The organism is Winogradskyella sp. 3972H.M.0a.05 (assembly GCF_040493455.1).
Classification (GTDB): domain Bacteria; phylum Bacteroidota; class Bacteroidia; order Flavobacteriales; family Flavobacteriaceae; genus Microcosmobacter.
The window spans coordinates 439541-458229 of the sequence record NZ_JANFDA010000001.1; the positions used below are offsets into that span (position 1 = coordinate 439541).

At 36.3% G+C, this 18689-nt stretch carries 16 protein-coding genes; 4 read left to right on the plus strand and 12 right to left on the minus strand.

Going from position 1 to position 18689, the window contains the following annotated elements; genetic code table 11:
• Positions 1-307 precede the first annotated feature (307 nt).
• The 4 genes from serS to NCE97_RS01995 all read right to left on the minus strand — a co-directional run bounded on the left by serS (position 308) and on the right by NCE97_RS01995 (position 5887).
• Positions 308-1579, minus strand: coding sequence for a serine--tRNA ligase (gene serS, locus NCE97_RS01980; protein ID WP_353777193.1), 1272 nt, complete (start codon positions 1577-1579; stop codon positions 308-310).
• A gap of 65 nt (positions 1580-1644) precedes the next feature.
• Positions 1645-2958: an HTTM domain-containing protein gene (locus NCE97_RS01985; RefSeq protein ID WP_353777478.1), complete on the minus strand. Its 1314-nt coding sequence runs from the start codon at positions 2956-2958 to the stop codon at positions 1645-1647.
• Positions 2949-3881 (minus strand): bifunctional riboflavin kinase/FAD synthetase, encoded by a 933-nt coding sequence (locus NCE97_RS01990; RefSeq protein WP_353777194.1) that lies wholly within the window; start codon positions 3879-3881, stop codon positions 2949-2951. Before NCE97_RS01990 ends, NCE97_RS01985 begins: the two co-directional genes overlap by 10 nt.
• Before the next feature lie 71 nt (positions 3882-3952).
• On the minus strand, positions 3953-5887 hold the full coding sequence (locus NCE97_RS01995; protein WP_353777195.1) for a M43 family zinc metalloprotease: 1935 nt from the start codon (positions 5885-5887) through the stop codon (positions 3953-3955).
• A 469-nt stretch (positions 5888-6356) separates the two neighbouring features.
• On the opposite strand from NCE97_RS01995, the gene NCE97_RS02000 reads away from it, so the two are divergent.
• Positions 6357-9098 (plus strand): zinc-dependent metalloprotease, encoded by a 2742-nt coding sequence (locus tag NCE97_RS02000; RefSeq protein WP_353777196.1) that lies wholly within the window; start codon positions 6357-6359, stop codon positions 9096-9098.
• Between the two features lie 53 nt (positions 9099-9151).
• On the opposite strand, the gene pth is transcribed toward NCE97_RS02000, so the two are convergent.
• The 3 genes from pth to NCE97_RS02015 are packed head-to-tail and all read right to left on the minus strand — an operon-like array spanning position 9152 to position 11141.
• On the minus strand, positions 9152-9781 hold the full coding sequence (gene pth / locus NCE97_RS02005) for an aminoacyl-tRNA hydrolase (protein WP_353777197.1): 630 nt from the start codon (positions 9779-9781) through the stop codon (positions 9152-9154).
• 9 nt (positions 9782-9790) lie between these two features.
• Positions 9791-10579, minus strand: coding sequence for a toxin-antitoxin system YwqK family antitoxin (locus NCE97_RS02010; protein ID WP_353777198.1), 789 nt, complete (start codon positions 10577-10579; stop codon positions 9791-9793).
• Positions 10551-11141, minus strand: a complete 591-nt coding sequence (locus tag NCE97_RS02015) for a carboxymuconolactone decarboxylase family protein (RefSeq protein ID WP_353777199.1) — start codon at positions 11139-11141, stop codon at positions 10551-10553. The genes NCE97_RS02010 and NCE97_RS02015 overlap by 29 nt, the downstream gene beginning before the upstream one ends.
• A gap of 67 nt (positions 11142-11208) precedes the next feature.
• Between NCE97_RS02015 and NCE97_RS02020 the strand changes: the two genes are divergently transcribed.
• From NCE97_RS02020 to NCE97_RS02030, 3 genes are read left to right on the plus strand one after another with little or no spacing between them, the layout of a single operon-like run.
• Positions 11209-11631, plus strand: coding sequence for an OsmC family protein (locus NCE97_RS02020; protein ID WP_353777200.1), 423 nt, complete (start codon positions 11209-11211; stop codon positions 11629-11631).
• Positions 11632-11645: 14 nt separating this feature from the next.
• Positions 11646-13343, plus strand: coding sequence for a single-stranded-DNA-specific exonuclease RecJ (gene recJ / locus NCE97_RS02025; RefSeq protein ID WP_353777201.1), 1698 nt, complete (start codon positions 11646-11648; stop codon positions 13341-13343).
• Position 13344: 1 nt separating this feature from the next.
• Positions 13345-14616, plus strand: a complete 1272-nt coding sequence (locus NCE97_RS02030; RefSeq protein ID WP_353777202.1) for an MFS transporter — start codon at positions 13345-13347, stop codon at positions 14614-14616.
• Here the strand turns inward: NCE97_RS02030 and NCE97_RS02035 are convergent.
• The 5 genes from NCE97_RS02035 to NCE97_RS02055 form a co-directional block, all read right to left on the minus strand.
• Entirely contained in the window at positions 14613-15458 is an 846-nt protein-coding gene (locus tag NCE97_RS02035; protein ID WP_353777203.1) for an alpha/beta fold hydrolase, read from the minus strand. The genes NCE97_RS02030 and NCE97_RS02035 overlap by 4 nt on opposite strands.
• 7 nt (positions 15459-15465) lie before the next feature.
• Positions 15466-16224, minus strand: coding sequence for a UDP-2,3-diacylglucosamine diphosphatase (locus tag NCE97_RS02040; protein ID WP_353777479.1), 759 nt, complete (start codon positions 16222-16224; stop codon positions 15466-15468).
• A gap of 10 nt (positions 16225-16234) precedes the next feature.
• A complete protein-coding gene (locus NCE97_RS02045; RefSeq protein WP_353777204.1) occupies positions 16235-16687 on the minus strand; it encodes a 6-pyruvoyl trahydropterin synthase family protein in 453 nt (150 codons plus the stop codon).
• A 130-nt stretch (positions 16688-16817) separates the two neighbouring features.
• The gene (locus NCE97_RS02050; protein WP_353777205.1) at positions 16818-18152 is read right to left on the minus strand and encodes an MATE family efflux transporter; all 1335 of its coding nucleotides are present in this window, start codon (positions 18150-18152) and stop codon (positions 16818-16820) included.
• Entirely contained in the window at positions 18149-18649 is a 501-nt protein-coding gene (locus tag NCE97_RS02055; RefSeq protein ID WP_353777206.1) for a GNAT family N-acetyltransferase, read from the minus strand. Before NCE97_RS02055 ends, NCE97_RS02050 begins: the two co-directional genes overlap by 4 nt.
• Positions 18650-18689 lie beyond the last annotated feature (40 nt).

An 18689-nucleotide genomic window follows, 5' to 3' on the forward strand; every position in this document is an offset into this window, starting at 1 on the left:
AAAATAAATGTGCTATTAATCATATTTCTTTCAATGATTCAATTATTCTAACATGGCAGCTTCTACTATTGTATTAAAAGTATATACTACTATATGAAACCCTAAAATAAAATCTTGCTTACCATAATTGCTAGAGACGCTAGCAATAGAAGACGTTTTACATTTTTCATAAGTAGGTTAAATTTTGGTTGTTATAGTTTGGGAGCTCTAACTTCTTAAAAAAAGGCAGAATAACATAGAAATCTTAAAGAAAATCGTTTAAAAACGTATTTTTTTAACACTTAAACGATTCTTAGTAAGAATCGGACTACTTTATAAAATCAAACCCTGTATATGGCACTAAGGCTTCAGGAATTTTAATCCCATCTGGAGTTTGGTAGTTTTCTAAGATACCAGCTAAAACTCTAGGTAAGGCTAGTGAACTACCATTTAGTGTATGTGCTAATTGATTTTTGCCATCGTCGTTTTTGAAACGGAGTTTCAAGCGATTAGCTTGAAAAGTTTCAAAATTAGAAATAGAAGAAATCTCTAACCAACGCTCTTGTGCAGTAGAATATACTTCAAAATCATAAGTCAATGCAGATGCAAAAGTAAGATCACCTCCACAAAGACGTAAGATTCTGTACGGTAATTTTAATTCCCTCAAAATATCTTTAACATGATCCACCATTTCATCTAGAGCAACATAAGAACGCTCAGGATGTTCAACTCGGATAATTTCGACCTTATCAAATTGGTGTAAACGATTAAGTCCTCTTACATGCGCACCATAACTACCAGCTTCTCTCCTAAAACAAGGTGTGTAGCCAGTTATAGCCAGAGGTAAATCATTTTTATTAACCAGGTCGCCTCTAAATAAGTTGGTTCCTGGAACTTCAGCAGTAGGAATTAAATACAAATTATCGCCAGTGACATGGTACATTTGCCCTTCTTTGTCTGGCAATTGACCAGTACCAAATCCTGAAGCCTCATTAACAAGATGAGGTAATTGATACTCAGTGTATCCTGCTTCTGTATTCTTATCGAGGAAATAAGCAATTAAAGCACGTTGAAGTCTGGCGCCTTTTCCTTTATAAACAGGAAAACCTGCGCCAGTAATTTTGTTTCCTAATTCGAAATCAATAATGTCGTGTTTTTTTGCAAGTTCCCAATGCGGCAACGCACCTTCAGGTAATGTTGGCACATCACCTTCTCTAAATACTTCTTCGTTATCTTCATCAGAATTTCCGAGAGGAACAAGGTCATTAGGTACATTCGGAATCTTATAAAGCAGTTCGTTTAATGCATCTGCTTTTTCGTTTAATTCAGATTCCAAGTCTCTTGTCGACTCTTTAAGTTGAGAAGTTTTCTCCTTAAGAATATTTGCTTTTTGAGCTTCTCCAGACTTGAAAAGCATACCAATCTCTTTTGAAAGGGTATTAGATTCAGCTTTTAAAGTGTCTAATTTTGTTTGAAGGGCTCTGCGCTCTTCATCAAAATTCAACACATCATTAACCATTTCTGAAGCATCAATATTTCGCTTAGTTAAACTAGCGATAACATGTTCTTTATTTTCTCTTATGTATGAAACTTGTAACATAACCTATTCTCAACTTAAGGCAACAAAAGTAATAAGTTTTCAAAAGGTAGAAAACAAAAGAGGAGCTATTTAGATGGTAATATCCAATCGGAATGCTTAAAAGCACTCCATTCTGCAGAAGCGAGATCTACTTTAGGGTCAATTAGTTGTTTTCTGGGCTTGCCATTAACGCTCAAATAAGCAGTAACAAAAACCTGAATATCTTTTCCTTCTTCTGCATATTCTCTCTTCAGTCTTTGAGCAAATTGCCAAATAAAGTCTGGTTTGCTAGAAGCACCACGTTGTTGTTTTTTGGTAAGATAATCGTTGAGTTTTACAATGGTTTCTTCACCTGTTGCTTTGTCTACAACTTTATATATAGCAGAAGCGTGTTTTGTGCGCAGCATCATGCGCCACGACATGCGATGACCTTCTTCTGTCCAAAGCACATTGTCTTGGATAAAATGATGGCGTATTGGCAATACCAATTGAATGATGAAGTACACCACAAAAAAGCCAACCCAAATAGGTTTAGGTTTTGAAAACACCTTTTCACTGGGTTCATATAATGGCTTTCGCTTTAGAAAAATATTGCGAATCGTTTTTGGCTCAAAAAAGAATAGTGTAAATGCCAGCGACATATATGGGAATATGCCAACTTGAAAAATAAAAGAGTTAAACAAGTGAAAGAAAATAGAAGCATAAAAGGCTAATTTTCTTGTAGGTTTCCACAGCAATAATGGGATAACAAGACCATCAAACAAAATACCTCCATAGGCAAGAAAATAGTGAACCACTTTGTTCTGTAAAAAATCACCAACGATAAAATAATGTTGCTTGCCTTTCATTAAGAGTTCCATGACACTAGTGTCTAACCAGTCTGGATATATCTTCGCAATTGCACCGTAGGTATATACAATGAACATCTGTAGAATAAACAGGAAACTGCACCAATAGGGCATCGAAATACTCTTGATACTTGGGTTTTGTTTTGCATCTACAGAATAGTAACGATGTGCTGGTTGTATCACCATGATTGCACTTAGGAAAATCAATAAGTAATAGTGATTATTGTATGAGGACTTTTGCATTAAGTAGGTTAATACCCACATAATGGTAAAGCCTAAAGTGCTAGCGCGATACTTATAGCCAATCATTATAAAGAAACCAAACACACCCATAATGGCGTAGTACAAATACATCCAATTACCAGGAAGAGGTTGAAGCCAATCGAAACCAATAAAGTTGAATGTGAATTCTGGTTCTATCATGGTGCGTTTTACCCACCCAGTTGCAATGGCGCCAAAGGATTCTAAAAAACAAAGAAGACCGAAAATAATCCTAAAAACGATTAATGGCGCATTGTCTATATGTCTGAATAGAAAGTTGTTCACGAAAATGATTTTTCAATTAGACTCAAAGCATTTGCTTTATCTCTTCCGAGTTGTTCTTTTAAAGCTTCAACGGATTCAAACTTTTTTTCATCTCTTAGTCGATGCAAAAATTCAACCTTTAAAGTTTTTCCGTAAATATCCTGATCGAAATTAAAAAAGTGAACTTCAATAGATTCTTTAGATCCATCTACTGTAGGGTTGGTACCAATATTCATCATACCAAAAACCCGTTTACTATCAATTATTGATTGTACAGCATATACACCTTGCTTAGGAATTAGTTTGTATGTTTTATCGACATATATATTTGCTGTTGGGAAATCTATAGTTTTCCCCAAACCCTTGCCTTTTATGATGATTCCGTTTATGAAATAATGATATCCAAGGTAAGAATTTGCTAAACTCAGTTCACCTTGTGATAAAGCCTGTCTTATTTTAGTTGAACTTACTGCAATATCTTTGATATCCTGTGCTGGGATTTCATCTACAGAAAAGCCATACTGTTGACCAAAATTTCTTAAGTCATTAATATCTGCGCTTCTGTTTTTTCCAAAACGATGGTCGTATCCTATAATAATGTGCTTTGCATTAAGCTCATCGACCAACACGGTTTTTACATAGGCTTCAGCAGAAAGATTGGCAAATTCCTTTGTAAAAGGTTTAATAACAAACGCATTGATTCCAAGGTCACTTAAGATATCTCTTTTCTCTTCTATAGTAGTAAGCAATTCTATTTTGAAATCGGGCTGAATTACCATTCTTGGATGTGGAAAGAATGTCAAAACCTTAGGCTCTAAATGTCTTTGATTAGCGACATGTAAAAGTTGTTCTAAAATTTTTTGATGGCCTATGTGTACGCCATCAAACGTTCCTATAGTGACTACAGAACCTTTAGTTTGGTTAGGATTGTTTGTATTGCTATGATCCAAACTTTTTTTGGTAAAAATAAAAAAGAGGGCTGAAATTTCAGCCCTCTTCTATATAAATTAAGACTTGTATGTTATCTCTTAATAAATCTCAGTGTTAAAGACGCATCTCCTTTAGCAATTTTGATAAAGTAAACGCCATTACTAAAGCCAGAAGTATTTACAGAAAGATCTGCATCTCCAGCGATAGACTTTTGAAGCACTGATTGACCTAAAACATTGTAAACCTCAAAGCTATCAGGTAAGTTATTAGCATTACCTAGTTTGATATTAAGCTCAGAATTTACAGGGTTAGGGAAAATTGACACATTGTCGTTAAGGAAAAATTCATCTACACTAAGCGCATCAACCGCGATTACTGTCGTCTCAGAAGAACCAAAGTTACCTCCACTAGCAATAACAGTATCGTCATCTGTAGTTAGTTGGTAAGAACCATTACCAAAACCGCAGCAGATACCATCTCCATATGCATCAAAGATTGTAAATGCGTAACACATATTTGCAACTACATCAAAAGATTCATTGAAAGTAGTGTTATCATCTGTTGTTCCATTATAAGGTCCACCAGAAGCTATAAGTGTATTATTTTCATCTCTAAACTCCCATGTTGTTTCGTTAGAGAAATCGTCTGTGATTAATTCAAGATGTACTTGAGTAGTACCAAAGCTATTAGCACTTCCACCAACAAATGTATCAGAGTCAGAATTATTACAAGCTCTCATATCTGAATTAGCAATCACAATACTAACGTTAAGCGTATCATTACCACCTGTTCCAGAAATACCAGCGATATCAACTAATTCTGATTGACCTGGCGCTAAATTACCAGTCCAATTAAGCACTTCATTGGCCCCACCATTAACGTTATAGTTGATAGTAGCACTAGTTAAATTAGAAGTTCCAAAGTTACCAACACGAACTGTAGCAGTGACACCATCGCATCCACCGCCTTCTATACACCAAATATGCACACTTCCATCATCAGCCATTTGAGGTAAATCTGTATCTGGAACTGTAGAGTTCGCTAATGAAGATCTAGGTCCAGCTAAAACGGCCTGCATTCTTACATTTTGTCCAGCAGTAAACATATCCATACATACATCGTCAGAGTAATCCATGTAGTTCTCTATAAGATCATCGTCACCTCCAGGGCAAGTATCTGGCGGAACTGCAGGACACCCATAGTTTGGTTGTGCTTGAGGAGGAGTATCATTTACACTATCTCCAGGAGCACCACACCCTTGGAATGTGTGGAATAATCCTAAATAGTGACCAACTTCGTGAGTAGTAGTTCTTCCCAAGTTGTAAGCACCTCCAAGGTTAACACCAGGAGCGTCATTGGATCCAAAATATTGGTAACCCATAACAACACCATCTACATTAGGGTCGCCACCAGGGAACGTAGCATATCCTAATAGACCACCACCTAATTGGACAACCCACATATTAAGGTATCTTGAAGGATCCCAAATCGTTTTAGGCTTTATATCCCCATCGATATCTGCACCTCCATTAGGTAATGAACTTCTTAAGTATCTAACAATACCAGTAGTTGGGTTACAGTAAGGATCTTCCTTAGCTAAGAAAAATTCGATGTTGGTATCTACACCAGCACCAAATCCCCTAGAACCAGGAATTTTTCTGTAATCTTCGTTAAGCACATCGATTTGAGATAGTACTTGTAAGTCAGAGATGTTACTTCCTACACCAACACCTTCACCATTGTGTACTACGTGTACAACAACAGGTAAACGAATAGGGCCACCACCTCTGTTAGGGCTGTTAAGGATTTCCTGAATCTTTATATTGATTTCAGTTTCAAAATCATCACTTCCCATCATTCGAGGGTTTTCAGATAGCATCATTGCATTGTATGCATCTGAAGCACACCTAATATCACCACTTGGTGATTGCAAAGATTGATTTTGCAGGGTCGGTTTTTGAGCATGCGAATTAAAGGGCATACATAATAAACCAAGCAAAATAACCGTGAGGGTAATTTTTTTCATAGAATATGTATTTTAATAGTTCTTTAAAATCTACTTAAAGAATAGTGATTAATTAGATTTACAAATATGACAATTTTTTAAGGATTTTTAACAATTTTTAACTGTAATTAGACGAAAGTATTGATGATAATAGTAAATCTTGCGCAATAGTAGGAAAAAAACTACATATAACATAATTATTCTTACACTTAAGGTCTGATTTCTTAGCTATTATTTGATTTCATTGCTCTTTTTATTCATAAACATGGCAAAGTATGGGGTTGATTAAAGACTAGTTTTGTTAAAACTTGAAATTTTTTTAGACCATTTACGACTATGTATCAAAAAAACTAACAACGGGAATAATTGCATTGAAAAAGGAAAGCGATAAGTCTAATCAAAAAAATACGTATTTTTGATTGAGTTTTTTGCCCCCTTCACATTACTCTATTTATTACCCCTAATTTATTAACCATTTTAAACTAAAAAAATGAAAAGAAAGCTACTTTTTGTTATGCCATTAGCTTTTTTATTGTCCATAAGTTTTGGATATGGGCAAAAGAGTTATTGGACGCAAACCAAACAAAACAGCAACAGATCTTCTAAGCTAGCTAACTTAGACACGTCACATTATCAAACTTTTGAATTGAATGTTAGTGCTTTCAAGCAACAGCTAAATGGAGCACCATTGAGAGAAAACTTAAGAGGAAAATCTTCTACAATAGTATCGTTCCCTAACACAGAAGGTGTTTTAGAGGATTTTAGAGTTGTAGAAGCCCCTGTGTTATCCGAAGAATTATCGGAACAATTTCCAAACATTAAGACATATCTTGGAGTTAGTCTGGATGGAAGCGGGAAAAGAGTAAGATTTAGTGTAACACCACAGGGAGTACAAACAATGACGTCTTACTTGGATAAACCAACAGTGTTTACAGCTCCGATCACTAAGAACTCTAACCAGTATATTACTTATACTCGAAATGCCAGAATAAATTCTATTAAAGACTTTGAATGTTTAACAGAGGATGAATATGTCCCAATTGAGACAAATGGATTAACAAATAGAGATGCCAATGACCAAACCCTGAGAACATTTAGAATAGCTATTTCCACAACAGGAGAGTATACTAACTTCTGGGATGATGGAGATGCAGGAAATGGAAACGCACAAGAAGATGCATTGGCTCAAGTAGTCTCTACACTAAACAGAACCAATGAGGTGTTTGAGGTAGATATGGCAATCAATTTTTCTTTGGTAAGTGGAACAAGCATTATCTACCCTAACGCTGGAACGGATCCTTATACCAATAATCCTAATGGACAGCTGCAAAACACTTTAACAATCAATGTAGGAGAAGCAAATTATGATATAGGACACCTTTTTATGCTAGCTCCAAATAATGGTAATGCTGGCTGTATTGGGTGCGTTTGTCAAAATGGAACAAAAGGGAGTGCCTTCTCGGCGCATCAGTTTACGGATAATGATGGAGGACCATACATGTCTGATTTCTTTGATATTGATTATGTACCTCACGAAATTGGTCATCAAATGGGAGCTACTCATACATACTCTCATATAAATGAAGGAACAGGAACTAATGTAGAACCAGGAAGTGGAACAACTATTATGGGATATGCTGGGATTACTGGCCCTAACGATGTGCAGAATCATAGTGATCCTTACTTTAACTTCTTTAGTATAGCTCAAATATTGAATAATGTAGCCAGTGCTCCTAATAATTGTTGGAATGGCACTACTATTACTAATGATCCACCAGTGGCTAATGCAGGAAGTGACTATACAATACCAAACGGTACAGCATTTATTTTAAAAGGCTCAGCGACGGATCCAGATGGAGGTGATCAACTGACTTATTGTTGGGAGCAATTGGATACAGGAACGACCACTTCTGGAAATTTTGGCCCAACCAAAACTTCTGGGTCGTTATGGAGATCTAGACCACCAAGTACTTCTACAGATAGATATATGCCTACTCTACAAAGAGTGCTTAATGGGCAACTTACTCAAAGTAACCCTGGGATTTCAGCAGACAATTCTACTTGGGAAACAGTGTCTACAATAGGAAGAGGCTTAGATTTTGGTCTAACTGTCAGAGATCGTTCAGAAGCAGGAGGCACAGGACAAATGCCACAAAGTGATTTTGATACGATGACTGTTACGGTTAGTGGAGCAGCGGGACCATTTGCGGTAACATCCCAGACCACAGAAAACGAAACATTAAACAGCGGAGCTACAGAGACCATAACTTGGGATGTTGCTGGGACAACTGCAAATGGTATCAACACTGCCAACGTAAATATTCTACTGTCAACAGACGGAGGACAGAACTTCGATACAGTATTAGTGTCTAATACACCAAATGATGGAACACAAGATATAGTGATTCCAGATATTCCAGCACCTTTTTGTAGAATTATGGTAGAAGCCGTGGGTAATATATTCTATGCTGTAAATCCAGTGAGCTTCTCTATAGATTATGAAGTAGCAGTAACATGCGATCAATATGCGTCTGGAGATAACTTGGGTATTGCAATACCAGATGGCATAGGAGCTAATCAACCAGGAAACGCTGTATTTAGCACGATAAATATTCCGGATGATGTAGTCTATTCTAGCTTAAGAGTTAATGTTGATGTATCACATACTTATATTAATGATTTGATTATTCAACTACAACATCCAGATGGAAATACATTTACCAATCTATGGCAACGAAATTGCGATTCTGAAGATAATTTAGACATCATTTTTGAAGATGGGGCTGCTGCTATTGCTTGTGCTTCGCCAACTGTTGGAACTTATGCACCAGCAAATTCTATGAGTGGTTTTGATGGACTAAGTAGCCTTGGAGATTGGAATTTGGCCTTGGTGGATTTTTGGAATGGAGATTTAGGAACGCTTAACGATTGGTATATAGAATTATGTTCTATGACCGTAACACCGCTGAGTGTTGATGAGTTTAACACTAATGATTTCACGATCTATCCAAATCCTAATAATGGTACTTTCAACATTAAATTTAGCAATGCTAATGCTTCTACTTCAATTGATGTTTTTGATGTAAGAGGTAGATTAGTATTCAATAATATATATGAAAGTTCAGGAGAGTTTGATGAGGTTATAGACCTTGGAAATGCTCAATCAGGAATGTACCTAGTGAGAATAGATACAGGAAACAGTTCCGTAACAAAGAGAATTATAATTGAATAGATTTATAGTTTAAGACAGGTAATTAAAAAAGAGTGACTATTTAGTCGCTCTTTTTATTTTCCATTAAAGGTATTCATTGTGTTATTTACTCCTGCTGTGCCAAAAGATTTAATCAACGCAATAGACTTATCTAATCTTTCAGGGAGTTTTTCTTTTTCTTCTGAAGACCATTCGCCAAGGACATAATCAACCTGCCTTCCTTTACTAAACGAATCACTAATACCGAATCTAAAACGATTGTATTTTGTAGTATTGAGTTTATCCTGAATATCTTTCAATCCGTTATGACCACCATCACTCCCTTTGGTCTTTAGGCGTAATGTACCATAGGGCAAATTGAGATCATCAGTAATAACAAGCAGATTTTCCAAAGGGATTTTCTCTTTAGTCAACCAGTATTTTACAGCTTTCCCGCTTAGGTTCATGTAGGTGCTAGGTTTCAAAAGGATAAATGTTCTTCCTTTGAATTTGTATGTGGTAAGGTCACCAAGTTTTTGAGTTTCAAACTTTAAATCTTCTTGCTCAGCCAAATGATCTAAAACCTGAAATCCAATATTGTGACGGGTATTTTTGTATTCCAATCCTATATTTCCTAAACCAACAATCAAGAATTTTTTCATTGCATCTTCTTTCGCTTTGTTTTCATCTTTAAAACCAAATAAACCTTTTAGGAATTTCCACATAAACTTTATTTAGTGTTGTTCAAAATATTTACGGTATTTAATAATTTGATGAGGATCCTTCTTGAGGTTTACACGGTTAATTTCGTTCTCATTTTCATCCAACTCTATAAAGAACCGATCTTCTCCTTCTTCATACATTCTTATAAACATAGTCATCTTACCCTCATCATCAAAGAATTTTACAGCTTCAAAATTATCATAATTAGAACTAATTTCTTCTTTATAGACCTTTCCACTTTTAATGGATTGCCTTATGGTTCTCCCATCTTTTTCAAAAGATTGAGCAATAATCTCGCCAACAATGTTGTAAGCAGTAGATTCTACAATTTCACCATCTTTTAACTTAGATTCTATTTGTAGCTGACCAGATTCAAAAAAAGTTTTGGTAATACCATAGGGAGTTCCGTTGGTAAAGGTTTTTAAGGTTTTTAATTTTCCAGATTTGTAATTAATCTTCTCCTCTCCGTGTAGCTTTCCTCTTTTGTATTGAGAATGAGAAAAAATCTCGCCGTTGTCGTGGAAAATAATATAATCGCCTTCTAGGACACCTTCTTTTACGTTAAACTCTTCCCACTTTGAAGTCTCATTACCCACAACATAATAACCGTTTAAGGGTTTGCGAGTTTCATTGTCTCTCAGAAAGGTTACGCCATTAATATTGTCTTCAAAATATGCGTTTCTTCCAACAAAAATAAAACTCTCATCATCTTGGGTAGGTGAGTTTTTACAACCTATTAAAGAGATTAAAAACAGACCGATTAATAAGGTTTTATATGTGCTTTCCTTTATTCCAACCATGTTTTCCTAAATATTGATCACCACTTTCTACAGCGCCATCTTCAATAGAGGTTCCCATAGAATCATTCCATCGGTTTAAGTAGCCAAATAAAGAAATAACACCTAGCATCTCTACAATCTCACCCTCATCCCAATGTTTGTACAAACGTTTTTTAATGTCTTCATCTACAGCATTAGGAACTAACGAAGCTGCTAAAGAAAAATCTAATGCAGCTCTTTCAGCCTCAGAAAAAGCAGGATGGGTTCTATATTCCCAAATATTATCGAGTTGCTCTTGCTCTGCGCCATAACGTTCAGCAGCTCTAATAGCATGCGCTTGGCAATAACGGCAACCAGTACTGTTACTACTTACCCAGGCAATCATTCGTTTTAATGCTGATGTAACACGTCCCTCATTAGCCATTACAGCTTTATTTAAGTTTATAAACGCTTTACTTATAGCTGGTCTTCGTTGCATGGTAAGTACAGAATTTGGACAAAACCCTAGAGTTTCATTAAAAAATTCTGCAAGTTGTTTGGTTTCTAAATCGTGCTCTGGAGACAAAGGTGTAACTAATGGCATTATATTATTTTTTTAAAAGTTATTTTTGAAGGAATAAAGATAACGTCTTAAGTTAAAACTAAAAATAATGTCACATAAAGTCACTACACATTGGAAAGGAAATTTACAGTTTGAAGCAGATAATCCCAACGGAAAAACGGTTCTTATGGATACAACTCCAGAACACGGAGGGCACAATTCGGGATTAGGACCAAAAGCTATGATGCTGGCATCCTTGGCGGGATGTTCTGGATTGGATGTTGTGTCTATTTTGGATAAAATGAAAGTGAAAATTTCGGATTTTAGGATGGAAACAACAGGAGAACTTACAGAAGAGCATCCAAAATATTACCATTCAGTAACCGTAGATTATCATTTTTTCGGAAAAGATTTAGACGAAAAAAAGATAAATAAGGCAGTAGATTTATCCATAGAAAAGTATTGTGGTGTTATGGAAATGTTCAGGCAATTTGCTAAAGTTGAAACGAACACACATTTTCATAATAGTTAAGTCTTACAGAATACATGCGTTGGACCTTAAAACCAAAGCCCGAAGCTCACAGCATAGAATCCTTGAGCAAGGATTTGAATGTTGAACCTGTTGTAGCTAAACTGTTAGCCCAACGAGGCATATATACCTATGATGAAGCCAAACACTTTTTTAGACCCAGCTTAACTGATCTGCATGATCCATATACAATGAAAGATATGGACTTGGCAGTTGAACGGATAGAGCTGGCAATAGCCAATAATGAGAATATTTTGGTGTATGGCGATTATGATGTGGATGGGACTACATCAGTTGCGTTGATGTCTAGCTATCTTAAAACACGGACACCCCAAGTCGCTACATATATTCCAGATCGCTATGAAGAAGGGTATGGCATTTCGTTTAAAGGCATTGACTTTGCAAGCGATAATGATTTCTCACTTATTGTAGCTTTAGACTGTGGCATTAAAGCTATTGATAAGGTAAAATATGCCAAAGAAAAAGGGATAGATTTCATTATCTGCGATCACCATAAACCAGGGCCAGAGTTGCCAAATGCCTTAGCTATTCTGAATCCCAAAAGAGAAGATTGCAACTATCCATTCAAAGAACTTTGTGGTTGTGGTGTTGGGTTTAAGCTAGTTCAGGCATTAGCAAAAAATGAAGGTTTAGAGATTGAAGACCTCACAGGGTATCTCGATTTAGTTGCTACAGCCATAGGCGCAGATATTGTTCCGATTACTGGCGAAAACAGAATCCTTGCTTTTTATGGATTGAAGGTCATTAATACTAATCCTCGTATTGGAATAAAGGCGTTAATTTCTGAAGTTAATAAAGAAGAACTTACCATAACAGACGTAGTTTTTATTGTAGCGCCAAGAATCAATGCAGCAGGAAGAATGAAACATGGAAACCATGCTGTGACACTACTTACAGAAACAGATTTTAATAAAGCAGCCGAATATGCCATAGAGATTAATCAATTTAACACAGACAGACGTAATGAAGACAAACGAATTACTGAAGAAGCTCTTCAGCAAATTGAAACACAGAAAGAACAGGAACGCTTTACTACTGTTGTTTATCGCGAAGACTGGCATAAAGGTGTTATTGGTATTGTGGCTTCTCGACTGACCGAGACGTATTACAGACCAACCTTAGTATTTACTAAAAGTGGAGACAAGCTAGCAGCTTCAGCCAGATCGGTAAAAGGGTTTGATGTGTACAATGCCTTGGAAGCTTGCTCAGAACATATTGAGCAATTTGGAGGCCATAAATATGCTGCAGGCTTAACACTGAAAGAAGAGCAATACGAAGCATTTAAAGCAAAGTTTGAAGAAGTTGTTGCAAACACTATAGATGAAAAGCTCCTCACACGCGAAATATCGGTAGATTCGAAAATTGATTTAGATGAAATCACGCCTCGATTTTATCGAATTCTTAAGCAGTTTGCACCCTTTGGACCAGGAAACATGACACCAATATTTATGTCCGACAACTTAAAAGATACTGGTTATGGTAAATGTGTAGGGGAAGATGATAAGCATTTAAGACTAACTGCTACACAACAAGGGATTGATAAAATAGTAGGAATAGGATTTAACTTAGGGAATAAATACGGTATTATTCAAAATAGAAATCCTTTCAAAGCAGTGTACAGTATTGATGAAAATCACTGGAATGGAAACACATCATTGCAATTAAAAATACGAGACATAAAAGCGCAACTATAACATGCAAAAGAACGATCCATATGCAGCATTGAGGATAAAGGAATTCAACATTTTCTTATTGCTTCGTTTTCTTTTGGTTTTTGGATGGTCAATGCAGTTTATTGTTATCGAATGGCAAGTGTATAGCCTTACCAAAGATCCTTTGAGCTTGGCACTAATAGGTGCTTTTGAATTTATTCCAGCGTTTTTTATGGCACCTATCTCTGGCCATATTGTAGACCAAAAAGAAAAACGGAACCTGTTTGCAAAGTGTATTGCTGCATTTTCATTAATAAGTCTTGGACTATTTCTGTTGACTAATGACAAAATTGTAGAAGGCTGGTCTGTAAATAAAATACTCTATGGTATATATGCATTAGTGTTTTTTGGAGGTTTTTTAAGAGCCTTTTTCGGGCCAACCATTTTTTCTTTAATCGCATTGATAGTGCCTAAACGAGTATATGCTAATGCTGCAACGTGGAGCACGAGCACCTGGAAAACCGCAATGGTCTTGGGAGCACTTGCAGGAGGATTTTTAATTAGCTGGATTGGTGTTGACAAAACGCTTTGTGCCGTATTCGTATTAGTTATCTTATCACTGCTATTAACCTTTGCCATAAAGAAGAAGCCAATTTTAAATAAAAATATAGGAGAGCCTATTAAGGAAAGTCTGAAAAAAGGCTTTCACTTTGTATTCAATGATAAAGTCATTTTGGGTGCTTTAACTCTGGACATGATAGCTGTGTTATTTGGAGGTACAGTAGCTATTTTAACGATTTTTGCTCAAGATATTCTCAAAGTAGGTAGTGAAGGCTTAGGCATTATGAATGCATCAATTTCATTGGGAAGTATCCTAACAATGTTTGCAACGACCTATATTCCGATCAATAAAAACACGGGTATAAAACTGCTTGTAGCAGTCTTTATATTTGGATTAAGTATTATCGCATTTGGACTATCGTCTATATTTTGGGTAAGTGTAGTTGCTTTATTTATAAGTGGTGCTGCAGATGGAGTTTCCATGATCATAAGACAAACCATTTTACAATTAAAAACACCCGACGATATGCGAGGTCGTGTATCTTCAGTAAATTCTATGTTTTTAGGGTCTTCAAACGAATTGGGTGCCGTTGAAAGTGGGCTCGCAGCAAAGTTAATTGGACCAGTTGCTGCTGTGGTTTTTGGAGGTAGCATGACGCTCTTAACAGTGATTACCATGGGCATTAAAAACCCAATCCTGAGAAATCTCGACTTAACTGAAGATATCGAGCAACACGAAAAAGAAGGTTCTTAGGAATTAGTAAAGCTTAATATTAAGCTGCTAATCTGTTCTGGTTCTTCTTCTTGAATGAAATGCTTTGCTTCCAAAAGATGTACATTATCCTCTGAAAGTTTCAAGTCAGTAATTACACTATCTTTCATCTTATCTAGTACCAAAAATTCATCATGTTTTCCCCATATCAAAAGTTTGGGCATTGATAAAGATGTAATCACATCCGAATAGTCTGGAAGATCATTGCAAGTTTCAGAAAAAAACTGATACATGGCTTTGGTTTTTCCTTCTTTGAGAGGCGTTTTATAGCCTTCGAGATCTTCTTTAGTGAGGTTGTTTTCCATTAAACCAGATTTGAACAATCCTTTCAGCATCATATTCGTGGTAACACCATTACTATACAGCGACATAATGAAGCGCGCTAACCAACCTCTCTCAAAACGAATAGGCGGCTTAAACCCAGCTTCGTAAACAATAGTATTGAGAATAATGAGCCGATCAATACGTTGAGGTTGCATCTTTAGAAGCTCCCAAGTCCATAACCCACCAGCATCATGAAACACATGACTCCAAGTATCAATTTGTAACGAATCCATTAATGCCAATAACCGTTCGGCATGAGCTTCAGGCTTATAGATGTCATAACCTTTAGGAGAATCACTAGACCCAAAACCGAGCATGTCAGGAGCTATTACACGGTGATGTTTTGATATAGCACCAATCATCTTTCGGTATAACCAACCAGAAGTAGGAATACCATGCAAAAGCACAACGACAGAACCTTCACCCTCATCAATGTATTTTATTGTTCCTTCGGAAGACTTAAAGGATTGCTGTTTTGTTCTAAATTCTGAATAGGTCATTTGGCAACTATTTATACACTTTTAATTCTAGAGTATCACCATCAAAAACACCATAAGTGAAGTAATGAATCCAATCGCCAAGATTGATGTACTTGGCATTGTTCCCAAGGTCGATATTCAAGGGTAAATGTCTATGGCCAAAGACAAAGTAGTCGCGATGTTGCTCAGCTAATTTTCGTTTACAATATTGTACCAACCATTCATTGTCTTCCCCAAGAAACTTAGCATCTTCATCACCAGAAATTAGTTTATTCTTTACAGACATATAATGTCCAACACGCATTCCAAAGTCGGGATGAAGAACACGTCTAAACAACCATTGGCATATAGGGTTGGTAAACACTTTTTTCATGCGTTTGTAACCCTTGTCACCTGGGCCTAAACCATCGCCATGACCAATAAAAAAAGAGGTGTTGTTGAAAGTGAATTCTTTTGGCTTATGGTATACAGGAATGCCAAGTTCTTCTTCAAAATAACCATTCATCCAGAGATCATGGTTACCAACAAAGTAATAAATAGGAATCCCAGAATCACTAATTTCAGCAAGCTTGCCTAAGGTTCTTGTAAACCCTTTTGGAACCACGCGCTTGTATTCAAACCAAAAATCAAACAAATCCCCTAGAAGAAAGATTACAGCAGCATCGTGCTTAATCTCATCTAGCCAAGCTACAAACTTTTTTTCTCGTGGTAGTGATGCTTCACGAGTTGGCGCGCCCAAATGATTATCGGAAGCGAAGTAGATTTTTTTCCCTTCAGGAATAATTATGTTTGAATCCTTATTCATTATCTGAAGCATACCACTGAGCATAAGAGGTGGCTGTTTCTCGGAGTTTTAGTGAATGTAATTTAATATTCTCGGGCAGTCTTTTCTTTATTTTTTCAGCAAAATCAATAACCATCATTTCACAAGATGGTTGGTAATTAACAAGGAGGACATTATGCCCTCTTCTTTCTAATTCTTTGGCTAGCTCTACATGAGGTGTATTTTTGTTGAACACTGTAGCATGGTCAAAAATATCCACAATTTCTTCTTTAACGATCTCTTTAAGGTCACCAAAATCTATGACCATTCCATACTTCACATTATTGGTATCGTTAATTGGAGTACCTATGACTGTAACGTCTAAGCTATAGCTATGGCCGTGAATATTCTTGCACTTACCATCATAGCCGTAAAGGGCGTGAGCAGTTTCAAACGAAAATTGTTTGGTAATTCGAATTTTACTCATTAACGACGCTTCTTTCTATTAACAATATAAACTACAATTAAGACTATGGCCATTAAGAGAAATAAACCATTTCCGCTAAAAAAAGACATTATATCCATGAATTAAGTGTATTGGCAATTATCGCCCAAATTTAGGGCTTTTGTGAAAGCGGTAAAAATTGTTTGCGAAATTTTACAAACAAAGGCACTGCTCTGGCGATCATCCAAAATGTCATTGCAATAAAAATTCCGTAGAGCTTATAATCAAAGTAATCTAGTAAAAAGACAATCGGGACAAACACCAAAAATGTGGAACCAAGTAATACGTTCCGTAATGTTTCCATTTTCCCTAAGCCTTTGAAGACACCATCAAAAATGAAGGCCACTGAACATATTGGTTGCATTAAAAGTACCAGCCAAAATACATTATTGAATTGCTTTAAAACTTCAGGGTCTTTTGTAAATAAAAGCCCTAAAGGGTTATAAAATAAAGCACCAACTATTGCCAAGCCAAAACCAGTAATAACACCGATTCTTATCAAGCGGTTATTCAATTTTAAAAGAAGGTCGTATGCTTTTGCGCCAAATAATTTCCCAGATAAAATATTTCCGGCACTTGAGTATCCATCAATGAAAAACGCTGCAAAGAACCAGAGATTAATAGCGATAGTATACGCAGCAATATACGTTTTCCCATAACTAGTGGCCAGGCTAGTTGCAAAGTATAAGGTAACATTGAGCGCAAGTGTTCTTACAAACAGATTAAGGATCATACCAATAAATCGCTTTATTTCTGGATTGAAAGGCAATTGTAGTTTTAGAGAAATATCGGTTTTCGATAATAAATAATAGGCAGCAAAAAGTGCCATCGTTACTTGAGCAATTAGGCTCGCGTAGGCAGCACCTTCAATATTCATCGCTGGGACAAGCCCTTCTATACCATAAACCAAAACAATGTCTAGAATAATATTCAGTACAGCACCAATAATAGCGATGAGCATGGGATAGTAGGTGTTTTGGAGTCCTCTAAAGGTGCCAAAAACTGCAATTACAAATAGTGTGAATGGGAATCCAAAAACTCTGATTTTATAGTATGAAGCACTGTAGTCTAAGATTAATCCATCGGCATTATATAGTTTGAATATCTGAGATGCGAACGGATATGTGGCAACAATGATTAAAATACTTAGCGATGTAATGATAAAAATCGCCTGGGCTGGTAGGTTTTTGACAGCATCGAGATTATCTGCGCCAAGATATTGAGATACAATAGAAGAGATGGCACTTCTGGTTTGCCCAAGAATCCATATAAGCATGGACAAGAACGTGCCAACAATACCAACTGCAGCCAAAGACTCTACGGCATTAGTGTCTATGTTACCAACAATAGCGGTATCTGTAATAGACAGAATAGGTTCTGAAACTCCAGAAATCAACGCTGGAATTGCAAGTTTGTTGATATGTTTAAATGAAATTGAGTTGGTCACAGAACTAGTTCATAACAGTAAAAAGGATGTTGACTTTGCTTCGGAAAGTAAATGTCTTCAAGCCTTTTGTAGCCACGAAGTTCGTAAAATTTTTGGTTTCTAGGGTTCTGTGAAAACGTGTCTAATCTTATGGAGGTATAGTTATTATCTATAGCATATTGTTCAGCAAAATCCATAAGCTGTCTTGCATATCCTTTCCCTTGAGTCTCTGGAAGAATGGCTAAACGATGTATATAGATGTTGTTTTCATTGTCAGTAAGCCACTGTACAGGTTTGTATATTTCATCCATAAAAGTAGATATCACGATGCAGCCTGCAATTTGTTCGTTTTGAAGTATGACATAAAGCTCATCGCGTTCTACATCAGTTTCAAAAGCTTCTCTGTTGGGATATACTTCGTTCCATTGGAAGATGCCTTGGTCTTGCATATGCTTGGCACAAGCCTTGGTAATGAGTGTAATAGCGTCAATATCTTTGGTTGTAGCTTTTCTAATCATATTTAATAATTACCTTTGCGAAATATTTAATAAAGTTAGT